Genomic DNA, 13,745 nt, shown 5'->3' with positions numbered 1-13,745 from the left:
TCAAGACCGACCAACCGACCATGACGAGAAACGCGATGTTCAACCCTACCGACCACCCGCACCGCCGTTACGATCCGCTCGGCGGCGACTGGATACTTGTCTCTCCCCACCGCGCCAAGCGCCCCTGGCAGGGGCAGCAGGAAGCCCCCGACCGCGCGCCCAGGCCAGCGCACGACCCGGGCTGCTACCTGTGCGCCGGCAATGTGCGCGTCAACGGCGAGCGCAACCCCGACTACCAGGGCACCTATGTGTTCGCGAACGATTTCGCGGCCCTGATGCCCGACACCCCGGAGGCGCCGCCGGGCGCCGATCCGCTGTTCCAGAGCATGAGTGCGCGCGGCACCAGCCGCGTGATCTGCTTCTCGCCCGACCATGCCAAATCGCTGCCCCAGCTGCCCTTGCCGGCGCTGCGCGAGGTGGTCGACACCTGGTGCGAACAGGCGGCCGAACTGGGCGCCAGCTACCGCTGGGTCCAGGTGTTCGAAAACAAGGGGGCGGCGATGGGCTGCTCCAACCCGCACCCGCATGGCCAGATCTGGGCCACCAGCTTCCTGCCCGACCTGCCCGCGCGCGAAGACCGCAACCAGCGCGCCTACCACGCCGAACACGACCGGCCGCTGCTGCTGGATGTCGCCGAGCGCGAGGCGCAGGCGCGTGAGCGGGTGGTGGTCGAGACCACGCACTGGCTGGCCGTGGTGCCGTACTGGGCGGCCTGGCCGTTCGAGACGCTGCTGCTGCCACGGTTCCCGATCCAGCGGCTGGAAGAACTGAACGACGAGCAGCGCACCGACCTGGCGCTCGCCCTCAAGCGCCTGACCATCCGCTACGACAACCTGTTCCAGACATCGTTCCCCTATTCGATGGGCTGGCACGGCGCGCCGTATGGCGAGGGTGACAATGCCCAGGCCTGGCAGTTGCATGCCCACTTCCATCCGCCGCTGCTGCGTTCGGCCTCGGTGCGCAAGTTCATGGTCGGCTTCGAGATGCTGGCCGAGGCCCAGCGCGATCTGACGCCGGAACAGGCGGCCGCCATGCTGCGCGCCGTTTCCGACGAGGTGCACTACCTCGATGCCCCTGATACCCCTGCTTCCAACCCTTGAGCGCACGATGAGCGATTCCTTGACGGCCAGAGCGGCCGACGTCTTCCTGGCCGCCTTCGGCCAGCCGGCCACGATCCGGGTCCAGGCCCCGGGCCGGGTCAACCTGATCGGAGAGCACACCGACTACAACGGCGGCCTGGTGCTGCCCTGCGCCATCGGATACCGCACGGTGATCGTGGCGCGCCCGCGCGCCGACCGCTGCATGCGGGTGGTGGCCGCCGACTACGACGACGCCATCGACGAATACGCGCTCGACAAGCCGATCGAACGCCTGGCCGCGCCGATGTGGTCCAATTACGTGCGCGGCGTGGTGCACGAACTGCTGCAGCGCGAGCCGGCTGGCCGCTCGTTGCGCGGCATGGACATGGTCATCGCCGGCGACGTGCCGCAAGGCGCCGGCCTGTCGTCATCGGCCTCGCTGTCGGTGGCGGTCTGCACCCTCTTCTCCACCCTCCCCGATTATCCGGGCCTGGGACCGATCGAGGCGGCCCTGGTCGCACAACGGGCGGAAAACGACTTCGTCGGCTGCAAGTGCGGCAATATGGACCAGATCAGCTCCGCCTGCGGCGTCCAGGACCATGCCCTGCTGATCGACTGCCGTTCGCTGGAAGTCAGCCCGGTGCCGATCCCGCTTGGCGCGGCGATCATGATCGTCGAATCGCACATCACCCGCGGCCTGGTCGACAGCGCCTACAACACGCGCCGCGCGCAGTGCGAGGAAGCGGCGCGTCACTTCGGCGTGCCGGCCCTGCGCGACGTCGACCTGGCCATGCTTGCCGAGAAAGGCGCCGGGCTCGATCCGGTCACGCTGCGCCGCGCACGCCACGTCGTCAGCGAGAACGAGCGCGTCGTCGCGGCGGCAGGGGCGCTGGCCTCTGGCGACCTGCAACGCATGGGGGAACTGATGGCGGCCTCGCACGCATCGATGCGCGACGACTTCGAGATCACCGTGCCCGCGATCGACCGCCTGGTCGACATCGTCAAGGAAGCGATCGGAGAAGCCGGCGGCGTGCGCATGACCGGCGGCGGCTTCGGCGGCTGCGTGGTGGCGCTGGTGCCGGAAGAGCTGGTAGAGGCCGCGCGGCAGGCGCTGGACCGCGAATACCGGGCGCCGAACGGCGCGCAGGCCACCGTGCATGTCTGCCGCGCGGCTGCCGGCGCCGGCAGCCTGTGAGGCCTACAACACGGCCTTCTGGCCGTTGACGATCACGTTGTCCAACCGCATGCCGCTGGCGCCGGCGATATAGTACTGGGGCGTGTCCGGGCGGAGCTTGAGCACCGCTCCCTTTCGCCGGCAACGCGCACGTGGCGGTCGTGGCTGGCATCGTTCATGGCTACCCTCGCCGTCACGCCGAGTCCTCCGATGAAATCCCTGGCCGGGTCGCCGTCATCGATGAAGGAATGAATGATGCGCACGTTGTCCGCACCGGCATGGAAGTACAGGCGCAGCGAGAACGGGAGCCAGTCGCGCGTGCCGCCGGCGCGCGCCGCGTGCACGCCGTCGAGCTTGACGACGGCCCGCACCGCCCCCCTGCTCCAGCGTGACGTGCGCGACCTTGCTGGTGAAGAGTTCGCGGCGCACACTGCCTTGGCCTTCCGGCTCGGCCCCATCCTGGCGCAGCGCGACCTGGCGCAGGCGCTGCATCGTCACCCGGCCGCGCGGCCACGGCACGCCCAGGGTGGCGCTTTCGAAGCGCGCCGGCGACCGGCTTGCCTTCGCCCCCGACATTCGCGGTAGCGGAGTGGGAGACGATCGGTGCGCCTGGTACGGCGGCCAGTGCCGCTGCCAGCTGCACGAAACGCCTGCGGGATGGCGATCCTCTCATCATCTCTTTTTCGACCGGCTTCTCCCACCAGAACCTGGGGCGCCGACGAGCGCTCCATGCAGGCCGCCCGCCTGCGCCCGCGCCCTGACGCCGGCGCGCGGCCCCGTCACGCGCACGAGCACACTGGCGATCCCGGCCTCGCTCGCGGCCACGTCGCTACCGACGATCTGCGCGCCTTCGATGCCGGAAAACGCGACTTCGGTGCCGCTCGCCGGCACCGTGGTGCCGTTGGCGTCGCGCAGACGGGCGCGCAGGAAGACCAGGTCGCCGGCGACCGCGGGCACGCCGAGGTCGTCGATTTCCAGCGCCAGCGTCGTCGGCCGCTGCGGCGTGCGCACGCGGTGCTCGGCCACGAGCCGTCCGCCGGAATAGGCCAGCGCCACGAGTTCGCCGCGCGCGAAACCGCCTGTATCGAATTCGATCGGCGGATGGGCCAGACGCGGGTGGGCGCGGGATGGCGCGCCTTGCTTGCGTCCTACCGGCTTGCCGTTCAGTCGCAGCTCGACCTCCTCGGCATTGCTGAACACGCGCACGCGCGGACTGGACCCGGCCTGCCAGTAGCTGGCGATGAAGACCATCGGGCCGCCGCGCCAGCGGGGTGAACTCTCGGTGGCGCTACGTTGGGAGCGGAAGAACTCGGCCGCGAACTTTGGCAGGCGCTCGATGCCGAGCAGTCCCGATTCTTCGAGATCCGGTGCATAACCGCGCGCATAGTCGAACATGACCCAGTAGCCGTCGGCGAAGGCGGGCGTCGCGGCATTGTCGTCGTGGGCCTCGGCCACGTTGCGCGCCTGCTGCAGCAGCCGCGTTTCGCCGCTGCCCAGCGCCTGGCGGCTCGATCGGTCGGCCGGCTTGAGGTCGGCCCAGGCATCCTGGTTCAGGCCCGCGTTCATCGCATAGTATTCCCAGTCGCCATACTCGGACACGATCAGCGGCTTGGCCGGCAAGGCATGCCTGCTGCCGATCCTGTGCTGGCGCGCCTGCAGGTAGAGGTCATAGGTCTGCGGCACCCAGCCGGCGGACCAGGCCTGGTCGCCAGGGTATTCCTGGTGCACGGTGGCGTGCAGCGCCTGCACCAGCGGGGCCGGCATGTCGGTTTCGTTGAGCGAGCATTCCCAGGCCAGGACGCTGGCGTGGTTGCGGTCGCGCCGGATCATGTCGGCGCAGGTGCGCAGCGCCTGGCGCGCGAAGGCCGGGTCGGGATTGTGGAACTGCCACCCGGGAATGGCCGGCAAGACCATCAGGCCCAGTTCATCTGCCGCCGCCATGAAGGCCGGCGACTGCGGATAGTGCGACAAGCGCACGAAGTCGAAGCCATAGCGCTTGATCAGGAGCGCATCGCGCGCGTCGGCCTGCGGCGACAGCGCGTAGCCGACGTAGGGATATTCCTGGTGACGGTTGACGCCGCGCAGGCGCAGCGGCTCGCCGTTGAGCAGCAGGCGGCCGTCCTCGAACGCCAGGCGGCGCACGCCGATACGGGTCGCGACCACGTCCTCGTGGCCGGCAGCGGAGACCCTCGTCTCCAACCGGTACAGGCTGGGCGAGCGCGGCGACCACAATCTTGGCGCGCGCAGGGTCAGCGGCATGGTGACATGGCGCCGTTCCCCGGCCGCGAGGCGCAGCCGCTCTTCAACCCGGGCCACCTGGCGGCCCTCCCATGCCAGCGTGTGGCGGACGGTGACCGCCTGCGGGCTCCGCGACGTGTTGCTGACCTCGGCCTGTACCTGCACCAGCGCCTCGTCCTTGTCGGCGCGCGGATACGTCACGAATACGCCGCCGCCGCCGGGCGTGGCCGAGAGCATCTCGTCCGTGACGTGCACTGGCGGCTTGATCGATAGCCGCACGTCGCGGTAGATGCCGCCATGCTGGATGTAGTCGAGCTGCTTGAGCGGCTTGGGGCCGGTGATGGGATTGTCCTCGTTATTGGCGCGCACCACGAGTTCATTCGCGCCCGTAGTCCGCAAGCCATCGGTGACGTCGTAGGCGAACGGCAGGTAGCCGCCCAGGTGCTGTCCCAGGTGGCGGCCGTTCAGCCAGACGTCGGCCACATTCATCACGCCCTCGAAACGCAGGATGGCGCGCTCGCCCGGCCGCAGCTTGACGTCCAGGCGCTTCTTGTAGAACACGGTGCCCTGCCAGGGCGCTGCGGGCACGCGCGGCTCGATACGCGCCGCGTGCGGGAGGTTCACTTCCGACCAGGCGCCCTCCGGCACCTGGTCGGCGCTGGCGACCTGGCCGCCCTCGTCGCGGTAGAACTGCCAGGATGCGTTCAGGTTCAGCTGCGCCGCCAGTGCGGGCGCGGACAGCACAAGCACAAACACGGCCAAGCGGGCCGCGCCCATCGTCATCGTTGCGATGTTCATCATTCCCGCACCAGGCTGAAGTCGTCGAGGGCGAGCCAATCGCCGTCCTTCCCTTCCGAATAGACGCCGATCTGCACGCTGCCGGTGGCGACCTGGATGCCGGGCAGCGTCACCTCCGTCCAGTGCGCCAACTTGTCCGGCAAGGAGCGGGCGATCCCGGCGCCGCCGTGGCCGGACGCGTACAGGCGCGCCACGCGCTGGCCGCCGCTGCTTTTCACCCACGCCCTGAGAGTGTAGCGGCCGTTCGGCAGCGTGACGTTCTGGATCGCGCTGCCCATCGTCTGCCCCGCATGGCGCAGGCTCAGTGCCCAGCGTCCCGTGCGTCCATCCAGCACGTTCATCAACGGCGCATCGCCCTTGATGCTGGTCCAGCTGCTCACCCATCCGGCGAGGCTCGTCTGCCGCACCCGGTCCGCCTCGAAGCCGGGGTTGAGCAGGTAGTTATTGCCCTTGCCGGCGACCCAGGTGCCGCGGGCGGCGTCCAGCGTGAATTCGCTGAGCGAGTTGAACCGCGGCTCGGCGCCCTCGAAGGACAGCGGCGCCCAGACATGGTAACCATGCCCGTTCCCGGCAAAATTGCTCCAGCGGTCGCCCGCATACAGCACCGTGGCGCCGGCGCTGCCCTGGACCGGAATGAAGAAGCCGTTCTGCGACACGTGTGAAAAGTCCGCCTCGGTGCCCTCGATGATGCGCTCGGGCGTATACGGGCCGGTGATGTTCGGCGACGTCATGTAGAAGCTGCGCGAGGCGTTCCAGCCGTGCAGGTCGGACGAGCAGAAATAGTACAGGCCCTGGTGCTTGAACATCGCATTGCCTTCACGTCCGCCCGCCGGCGCACTGTGGATGTTCGTGGCCGCTTCGACCTGCAGGAAGTCGGATGGGCGCAGCGGCGCCACGTACAACTGGCGCCGGTCGCCGCTGCTGCTGAAGATCAGGTAAGGCTGGCCGTCGTCGTCGGTGAATACGGTCTGGTCGCCCGAGGTGGGAGTGGCGACGTTGTCGATCTTCGCCTGCAGGCGCTCGAACACGAAGGGGCCGTTTGGACTGGCGCTGGTGGCGAACAGCACGCCGCCGCCCGTGCCCTTGCTGCTGTACTGGGTGAGCAGCACATACTTGCGTGTCGCCTCGTGGTACACCACGCCCATGCGTCCCAGCCAGGCCTTCGGATCGTAGCGCTCGCCAAGGCCCTGGGGCGTGAAGACGTCGCCTTCGAAGGTCCAGTTCACCAGGTCGGTCGACGAATAGGCGGTCACCGCGCTGAAGTGCGGCTGATCGAGAGCCCGTCCGGGCGCGTTGGCGTAGCTCACCGCTTCGGCATATTTCACGCCATACCAGTAATACTTCGCGCCGACCCTGAGGATGCCGCCGCCCTGCGAGTAGATCGGCGTGCCGGCGGTGTCCTTCCAGAAGGTGCCGTTGCGGATGGTGGTCTGGGCGGCGCTTGCCTGCTGCGTCGCGCCAGCAAGCGCCAGGACCAGCGCCAGGCAGGCGCACCGGCCGCCGCGGCGGAAATATGCGATCATCGACTCTCCAGTGTCGCGCCCGGGGCGCCGAGCATGCGGGAACCTCGCGTCCCGCCCGGCAGTATAAGAGTGCTCCGCCGCCTGCGACGATGTCCATCCGATCAACATGCTGATCAATCGTTCCCCTGGCCGGCACGCATACCCGACCGGCAAGGACGTGGGGACCCATCCTGTTCCGGATCGCGCAGACGAGCGGATGGGCGGTGTGGATCGACCAGCATGCGCGCCAGGCCGGCTGCCTGGCTCTCACCAGCGACGACCTGTCACGGCCGGAGCGCTTGCGCCGCCCGGGCCCAGCCAGGATCGATGACGGCCGCAGCAAGCAATGCCACGGTTCGATCTTCCATATCAGCAGCGGCGAGTACCGGCGTCATTGGCCCGCTGCGCCGCCCACGTGGTCAAGCACAAGGGTTGATGACAGCGAGTTGCAAGGCCCCCACCGCCCAGGCCCGCAATGGCCCGGCAGCCAATCCGGCGCCGGGCTGCAGCAACCGGATCAGACCCCGACCATCGAGACGGCCTTGGTGTTGAGGTACGATTCCAGCGCCTCGGGACCGCCTTCGGAACCGTAGCCGGAATCCTTGACGCCCCCGAACGGCATTTCGGCGCTCGGCGTGGCCGGCTGGTTAATCCACAGCATGCCGACTTCGACCCGGTTCATCAGCAGCTGGGCGTTCTTGATCGAGCTGGTGAACGCATAGCCGGCCAGGCCGAACGGCAGACGATTGGCTTCCGCGATCGCATCCTCGAGGCTGTCGAAGCCGCGGATCGCCGCCACCGGGCCGAATGGCTCGTCGTTGAACACGCTCGCTTCGAGCGGCACGTCGGCCAGGATGGTCGGCGCGAAGAAGTTGCCGGCATCTCCCACGCGCTCACCACCGGTGGCGATTACCGCGCCCTTGGCGCGCGCGTCGTCGACGAGCTGCGACATGGCCGTCAGGCGGCGCGGATTGGCCAGCGGTCCCAGGGTGGTGCCTTCCTGCAGGCCGTCGCCCAGCTTGAGGCTTTCGGCGTGCTTGACCAGCGCGCGGGTGAACTCGTCCTTGACCGCGTTGTGCACCAGGAAGCGGGTCGGCGAGATGCACACCTGGCCCGCGTTGCGGAACTTGGCGCCACCGGCGGCCTTGACCGCCAGCGCAACGTCGGCGTCAGCCGCGACGATCACCGGCGCATGACCGCCCAGCTCCATCGTCACGCGCTTCATGTGGGCGCCCGCCAGCGCGGCCAGCTGCTTGCCGACCGGAGTCGACCCGGTGAAGGTGACCTTGCGGATGACCGGGTGCGGGATCAGGTAGCCCGAGATCTCGGCCGGATCGCCGAACACCAGGCCCACCACGCCCGGCGGCACGCCGGCGTCGACGAAGCACTGGAACAGCGCGGCGGGCGACGCCGGGGTTTCCTCAGGCGCCTTGCACAGGAAGGAGCAGCCGGTGGCCAGCGCAGCGGCCAGTTTGCGCACGACCTGGTTGATCGGGAAGTTCCATGGCGTGAAGGCGGCGACCGGGCCGACCGGCTCCTTCAGCACCAGCTGCTGGGCAGCCGGATTGCGCGACGGGACGATGCGGCCATACACCCGCATGCCTTCGGCCGCGAACCAGTCGATGATCTCGGCGCCGGCCATCGCTTCCATCTTCGCTTCGGCCAGCGGTTTGCCCTGCTCTTGCGTCAGCAGGCGCGCGATTTCGCCGGCGCGCTCGCGCAGCAGGTTGGCGGCGCGGCGCATGGTGGCGGCGCGCTCGGCGGCGGGAACGACGCGCCAGGCCTCGAAACCTTTCTGGGCAGCGGCCAGTGCGCGGTCCAGGTCGGCGATGGCGGCATGGGCCACGCTGCCGATCGGCTGTCCGGTGGCCGGGTTGACCACGGGGATGGTTTTGCCGCCGGTGGCGTCGACCCATTCGTTGGCGATCAGGAGGCGGATGTCGGGATAGCTGGAAGTGGTCATGGGCATCAAGGTCAGGTAAGTAAAACGACCATGATAGACCTTTTCGCAAAGCCTGGCCGAGAGCGCCGCGATCCAGGCGCCTAAGACGGCGCACTTTGGCTCTGCAATGGTCCGCTAGTTTTGGACACGTCGGTAGGCTGTACTGCCATTTTCCGTTCTTGGACGACAGACGATAGCCTGTCCAATGTTGAAACTAGCCGTGCCAATCATGCGGGTCGCGCCAATTGCGAAACCATATTGCACTACACATATAAATGTTTTCAGAAATTAATGTTAGTACGCGGTCTGTCGATATTTCTTACACATACACATTAATACAATATTCAATCATTTGCTAGTATAAGATTTATCTATCAACTCTGGATTGGTTCCAAACATTAATTTGACCGAGCATGATGGTTGCCAAACCGCATTCTGTTCTTCGATGATATGTATATACTGGACAGATTGCCATTGAAACGATCTTGGCATGAAAAGTTAGCCAACCCCGTTGTAGAGTTGGAGATGCGTTTATCTCGCTGGCGAGCGAAGTTGGTCTGCTTGCGGTGCTTTTATATTTTCCATATTAGGAACCAACCATGATTCGAAAATTAATAATGTCCGTATCGGCTGCGCTATTAGCAAATTCGGCAATGGCTACCACAATTGACTTCGAATCCCAGGACGGTGGCTACGGTTACTACGATTACAGCTTTTTCGAGGATGGCTTCAGAGTAAGCTATTCCGCAATCGATCCATTCGGTTTTTATCTTATGGATAATCCTGCGGACCATTTAGGCATGTGCAGTACCGGGTGCACTTCAAACGGAACGACGGCATTTTATGGTTTCAATGGGAGTAGTATTACCTTCGATCTCGAGAACAAAGGCTTGTTTTCCTTTACAGCATTGGACGTCGCCCAGACCTTTCTCGGATACGGCCGCCCCTTGACCCTGACGCTTACTGCGATGGGAGTGAATGGCGTCGTAACGGATACGATCTTCGTGGTAGAAAATCTGGCTGAGTCATTTTCAAACTTTAACTTCAAGAACTTTGTCAACATTTCATCCCTGACGATCACCGGCGGACAAGAGTTCCCGGAATTTGCAATCGATAATGTTGTCCTCTCTCCAGTAGAGGTTCCAGAACCCGCATCCTGGGCCATGTTGATTGGTGGCCTTGGAATCATCCGCTCAGTTTTCCGCCGCCCCCTGCCGAGCGGCCTCGCCCGGTAGAACCGTAGAGCGGTAGATAATATTAAGCTCCACATTGCTCCAGAGCGGCCCTGAAAACCACCGTAGTCGCGGTCGGCAAGCGCATGGTGTCCCGCCTGCCTCGCAAAGGCAGTGCGGAAATCGGAATCCGGCCAATGCGGGCATTGAGCCGGCAATTCTTGCTATTCGACCAGCATCCTCCAGCAACGTGGGGAGATTGAGCTGGACCGACCCGGTTCGAGGCGGTGGAAATTTACGCGGCATCGACTGCTGGGCCTTGCCATCGACTCTTTATCCGGAGGTATCGACCTGTCCTGCAACGCCGTTTACACTTCCGGCTCCGCCTCGAAAGCGTCCAACAGGCCGGCGCGGCCAAGCAGGGTAATGGCGTCGTCTATTCTGCGCGACGCTGTGCTCTCCAGGCATTCGTGATCGTCGCCGATGAGGGCGCGCATCTGCTGGGGCACGAGTACCATGTCGATGAAACGCTGTGCGACGACCAAGGCCTGTGCGGTCTGCTCCGGCGTTGGTGTCGGACCACACAAAGCACGCATCACGCACACCATGCCGCCATCGTGGCCTATGCGCCCCGCCATGTGCGAAAGTTCTGGCAGCCTTTGCGCTGTCGCCAAGCAGGCGCGCATCAGGCCAACCGCTTCATCTGTAAGCGCGTGCCGCAATACACCGAATCCCGCCGTACGCAAGCGCTCGGCCACCGGCATACCGCTTCGCTGGTCTGCTGCAGGCGGCGTTAATTGCTCGATGAAACGCCGCACCACCGCACTGAACAAGGCTTCTTTGTTGGCATAGCGCGCATATAAACTCGCCTTGCCTGCGCCTGCCAGTGCAAGCACCTGGTCGCAGCTCGTTGCGTCGAATCCGGATCGCAAAAATAAGCTCGTTGCTGCGTCGAGGATGCGCCGGTCAACATCGCCGGCCTGATCCGCCGACGGTCGCCCGCCGCGTTTTCGCGGCGTGGCTGGTGTTTGGATAGTCACAGCGTCCGAAATCACGGCCATACAATCATCCCCTCCAAAAACTGAACTGTATGGTACAGTTCAGTTTCACTCCTTTCAACTAACTGTGAAGCCATGGACATGCGTTTAAAGTTTCTTTCTGACAAAATGAAGGCGATCGATTTTGGCATGCTCTCGACGCGCACGGCATCAGGTGCTCTTGCAAGCCGCCCCATGAGCAACAATGGCGATGTCGACTACGCTGGCGACAGCTATTTCTTTACCTACGAGCAAGCCCGTATGGTTGCCGACATCGAATGCGACGCCCGGGTTGGACTCACTTTTACCGGAGCCCCTAGCCCACGGGGAGAAGCGCCGTTGTTCATCGCTGTGAACGGCAGCGCGGAACTCATTCGAGACAAGGCCCAATTCGTGGCCCACTGGACGAGGGATCTCGACATCTGGTTCCCAAACGGGGCCGAGACGCCGGGGATGGTCATGATACGCGTTCGGGCCTCGCGTATCCATTACTGGCACGGCGCCGAGCAAGGCGAGATCACCCTCTAAAACCCGCTTTCCTCCGAAACCAATGACAACACCCGAAAGGTTAGCATGAACAACGCCGTCGATGCATTTCCCATCCATGTTTCACAAGCCGATCTGGACGACCTCGCACGCAGGCTCGAATGCACCAGGTGGCCGGACGCCGAAACGGTCAAGGACGGATCGCAAGGCCCCCAACTGGAACGGATCCGCGCCTTGGTAGACCACTGGCGGACGGTTTACGACTGGCGCGGCACGGAAGCCTTACTGAACAGTTGGGGCAGCAGCCGTACCGTCATCGATGGGCTGGGCTTTCATTTTCTGCATATTCGATCGCCGGAACCAAACGCCACGCCACTGCTAATGACGCACGGCTGGCCAGGTTCAATCCTCGAATTCCGAGATGTGATAGCTCCGCTGACGCAGCCGCAAGCACATGGAGGCAGCGCCTCGGATGCGTTTCACCTGGTGATTCCCTCCTTGCCGGGTTTCGGATTTTCGGACAAGCCGACCGAGCCCGGGTGGGGTGTCGGCCGGACTGCGCTGGCGTTTACCGAACTGATGCAACGCCTCGGCTACGGCGACCGGTGGATGGCTCAGGGTGGGGACTGGGGAGCGGCGGTGACAACGGCGCTCGCGCACATGCGCCCGCCGGGACTAGCGGGCATCCACCTCAACATGGTGATGTTCCATCCCACGGGCAAAGAAATCGAACAGGCGACGCCGCAGGAGCAGCGCATGCTGGACGACGCCAAGCGTTACGACCAGGAGTACTCCGGCTACATGAAACTCCAGTGCACCCGTCCGCAGTCGCTCGCGTTCGCCCTGGCGGATTCGCCGGTAGGCCTGGCAAGCTGGCTCTATGCTTTGTTCCAGGACGCGTCGGACACGGGAGGCCAGCCGGAACGTGTGATCGCGCTGGACCACTTGATCGACGATGTGATGCTGTATTGGCTGCCGAACGCAGGACCTAGCTCGGCGCGCTTTTATTGGGAAGGCGCGCGCGAAATCGCAAAGGGCATGCCCACCGGCCCGGTTCCCCTCCCGGCAGGCGTGAGCATGTTTCCAGGGGAGCAGGTGCGCCTGTCACACCGATGGGCGGGATCGAGGTTCGCGGACCTCCGCTTTTTTGGCGAGGCCGAACGCGGCGGCCATTTCGCAGCAATGGAGAACCCGGCGGCTTTCGTCGAGCACGTGCGCGCGACTTTCCGAGCAATGGCATAGGCATCTGTCCAGCGCGTGGTTCGACGTTGGCCTGGCTCAGTGCGCGCATCGACCGGCTCAATGCGTTCGCGCCCGACTTGGCCGTCATGCTGACCGAAATGGTCGACGACGAGCCAGCCAACGACGTTCAGCGGTGCTTTCCCTGGCGGCAATCGCTGTCGCTGGCCCGGCGCCTGCATGCGGCGCAACAGGCCAATGCCGATATCGGCGCGGCGCGCGCGGCATTCTTTCCGCGCCTGTCGCTGTCGGGAACCTTTGGCTACGCCAGCGCGGGTCTCGGAGCACTCTTCGACAGCCAGCATCGCGGCTGGACATTCGCGCCCCAAGTGGTGCTGCCGATGTTATCCCATGGCCGACTGCGCGCCGAATTGCGTGTGACCGAGCTTCGCAACAACCTCGCCGTCGTCGAGTATGAACGGGTTACCCAGGTGGCGTTTCTCGAAGTGGCGGACGGACTGGCGGGCCAGGCGACTTTCGGACAGCAAATGGCGGCTTAGAAAACCGTGGTTGCATCCTCGGAGCGGCGAGCCAGGCTGTCAGCACTGCGCTATCGCGCAGGATTGCAAAGCCGGCTCTGGCTACTGGAGTCCCAACGCCAGCTTTACCTGGCCCGGCATGAGCTACTGGAGCTGCGGCGCTGCGAATTCACCAGCGCCAGTGCAATGTACAAGTCAATAGCTGGCGATCCTGGCGACGGCAACCAATTCCACACGATCCGAACCGATGTGGCATCTTTTGGACGATGACACTGACAGAAAGGGGAGCCGAAGCAATCCTTTCCCTATTACTGGATCGCCCCCTGCAGTCGTGGAGGTCGCTTAGTGAGGCAGGTCGCGCCGACCTGACTGGTTCGTCTCGCATTCCTGGCGGCACGCTCGTCGGAGCTAAATGACCGACTTCCAGCTTCCGGCAAAGCGAGGTTCTGAGCCCAGAATTGGCGGAAATGCGAGCGTCACCGACAATCACACGACCTCGGCAGACCAGAGTGCCAGTGATGAATCAGCTCAAGAGGATCGCTGTTGGATCAAGCCTGCTAAGAAAAAAGCTCGCCGAAGCGAGCCTTTTCAAACCTGAT

The 13,745-nt window shown here is 64.8% G+C and carries 12 protein-coding genes; 7 read left to right on the top strand and 5 right to left on the bottom strand.

Annotated features, from left to right (window positions below):
- The first annotated feature begins 35 nt into the window (after positions 1-35).
- Positions 36-1,100 carry a UDP-glucose--hexose-1-phosphate uridylyltransferase gene (locus DIR46_RS24630; RefSeq protein ID WP_109348144.1) on the top strand — a complete coding sequence of 355 codons (1,065 nt, stop codon included), beginning with the start codon at positions 36-38 and terminating at the stop codon, positions 1,098-1,100.
- Between the two features lie 7 nt (positions 1,101-1,107).
- Positions 1,108-2,274 (top strand): galactokinase, encoded by a 1,167-nt coding sequence (gene galK, locus DIR46_RS24625; RefSeq protein WP_109347585.1) that lies wholly within the window; start codon positions 1,108-1,110, stop codon positions 2,272-2,274.
- Between the two features lie 32 nt (positions 2,275-2,306).
- Here the strand turns inward: galK and DIR46_RS26835 are convergent, their stop codons facing one another.
- From DIR46_RS26835 to DIR46_RS24605, 4 genes are all read right to left on the bottom strand, one after another.
- Positions 2,307-2,624 carry an exo-rhamnogalacturonan lyase family protein gene (locus tag DIR46_RS26835; RefSeq protein ID WP_162819628.1) on the bottom strand — a complete coding sequence of 106 codons (318 nt, stop codon included), beginning with the start codon at positions 2,622-2,624 and terminating at the stop codon, positions 2,307-2,309.
- Positions 2,625-2,925: 301 nt separating this feature from the next.
- Positions 2,926-5,292 carry a glycoside hydrolase family 2 protein gene (locus DIR46_RS24615; protein ID WP_109347583.1) on the bottom strand — a complete coding sequence of 789 codons (2,367 nt, stop codon included), beginning with the start codon at positions 5,290-5,292 and terminating at the stop codon, positions 2,926-2,928.
- The gene (locus DIR46_RS24610; protein ID WP_109347582.1) at positions 5,289-6,812 is read right to left on the bottom strand and encodes a family 43 glycosylhydrolase; all 1,524 of its coding nucleotides are present in this window, start codon (positions 6,810-6,812) and stop codon (positions 5,289-5,291) included. The genes DIR46_RS24615 and DIR46_RS24610 overlap by 4 nt, the downstream gene beginning before the upstream one ends.
- A 496-nt stretch (positions 6,813-7,308) precedes the next feature.
- Entirely contained in the window at positions 7,309-8,754 is a 1,446-nt protein-coding gene (locus tag DIR46_RS24605; protein ID WP_109347581.1) for an NAD-dependent succinate-semialdehyde dehydrogenase, read from the bottom strand.
- Positions 8,755-9,332: 578 nt separating this feature from the next.
- Here DIR46_RS24605 and DIR46_RS24600 point away from each other — a divergent pair.
- Positions 9,333-9,968, top strand: a complete 636-nt coding sequence (locus tag DIR46_RS24600) for a PEP-CTERM sorting domain-containing protein (protein ID WP_162819627.1) — start codon at positions 9,333-9,335, stop codon at positions 9,966-9,968.
- A 305-nt stretch (positions 9,969-10,273) separates the two neighbouring features.
- Here DIR46_RS24600 and DIR46_RS24595 read toward each other — a convergent pair whose 3' ends face one another.
- On the bottom strand, positions 10,274-10,966 hold the full coding sequence (locus DIR46_RS24595) for a TetR/AcrR family transcriptional regulator (RefSeq protein WP_109347579.1): 693 nt from the start codon (positions 10,964-10,966) through the stop codon (positions 10,274-10,276).
- A 72-nt stretch (positions 10,967-11,038) separates the two neighbouring features.
- On the opposite strand from DIR46_RS24595, the gene DIR46_RS24590 reads away from it, so the two are divergent.
- From DIR46_RS24590 to DIR46_RS26830, 4 genes are all read left to right on the top strand, one after another.
- Positions 11,039-11,470, top strand: a complete 432-nt coding sequence (locus DIR46_RS24590; protein ID WP_109347578.1) for a pyridoxamine 5'-phosphate oxidase family protein — start codon at positions 11,039-11,041, stop codon at positions 11,468-11,470.
- A gap of 45 nt (positions 11,471-11,515) precedes the next feature.
- A complete protein-coding gene (locus DIR46_RS27455; RefSeq protein WP_109347577.1) occupies positions 11,516-12,670 on the top strand; it encodes an epoxide hydrolase family protein in 1,155 nt (384 codons plus the stop codon).
- A 26-nt stretch (positions 12,671-12,696) separates the two neighbouring features.
- Positions 12,697-13,167 (top strand): TolC family protein, encoded by a 471-nt coding sequence (locus DIR46_RS27995; protein WP_370659949.1) that lies wholly within the window; start codon positions 12,697-12,699, stop codon positions 13,165-13,167.
- Between the two features lie 391 nt (positions 13,168-13,558).
- The gene (locus tag DIR46_RS26830) at positions 13,559-13,744 is read left to right on the top strand and encodes a hypothetical protein (RefSeq protein ID WP_162819626.1); all 186 of its coding nucleotides are present in this window, start codon (positions 13,559-13,561) and stop codon (positions 13,742-13,744) included.
- Position 13,745 lies beyond the last annotated feature (1 nt).

This window comes from Massilia oculi (genome assembly GCF_003143515.1).
GTDB lineage: Bacteria > Pseudomonadota > Gammaproteobacteria > Burkholderiales > Burkholderiaceae_D > Telluria > Telluria oculi.
The sequence above is the reverse complement of the archived record's forward strand: the minus strand, read 5'-3'. Positions and strand labels throughout refer to the sequence as shown.

Excerpts from the sequence above, each read along its gene's own strand:
- DIR46_RS27455 (WP_109347577.1), top strand. The coding sequence starts at position 11,516 with ATGAACAACGCCGTCGATGCATTTCCCATCCATGTTTCACAAGCCGAT.
- DIR46_RS24595 (WP_109347579.1), bottom strand. The coding sequence starts at position 10,966 with ATGGCCGTGATTTCGGACGCTGTGACTATCCAAACACCAGCCACGCCG.
- galK (WP_109347585.1), top strand. The coding sequence starts at position 1,108 with ATGAGCGATTCCTTGACGGCCAGAGCGGCCGACGTCTTCCTGGCCGCC.
- DIR46_RS26830 (WP_162819626.1), top strand. The coding sequence starts at position 13,559 with ATGACCGACTTCCAGCTTCCGGCAAAGCGAGGTTCTGAGCCCAGAATT.
- DIR46_RS24610 (WP_109347582.1), bottom strand. The coding sequence starts at position 6,812 with ATGATCGCATATTTCCGCCGCGGCGGCCGGTGCGCCTGCCTGGCGCTG.
- DIR46_RS24630 (WP_109348144.1), top strand. The coding sequence starts at position 36 with ATGTTCAACCCTACCGACCACCCGCACCGCCGTTACGATCCGCTCGGC.
- DIR46_RS24600 (WP_162819627.1), top strand. The coding sequence starts at position 9,333 with ATGATTCGAAAATTAATAATGTCCGTATCGGCTGCGCTATTAGCAAAT.
- DIR46_RS24615 (WP_109347583.1), bottom strand. The coding sequence starts at position 5,292 with ATGATGAACATCGCAACGATGACGATGGGCGCGGCCCGCTTGGCCGTG.
- DIR46_RS24605 (WP_109347581.1), bottom strand. The coding sequence starts at position 8,754 with ATGACCACTTCCAGCTATCCCGACATCCGCCTCCTGATCGCCAACGAA.
- DIR46_RS24590 (WP_109347578.1), top strand. The coding sequence starts at position 11,039 with ATGGACATGCGTTTAAAGTTTCTTTCTGACAAAATGAAGGCGATCGAT.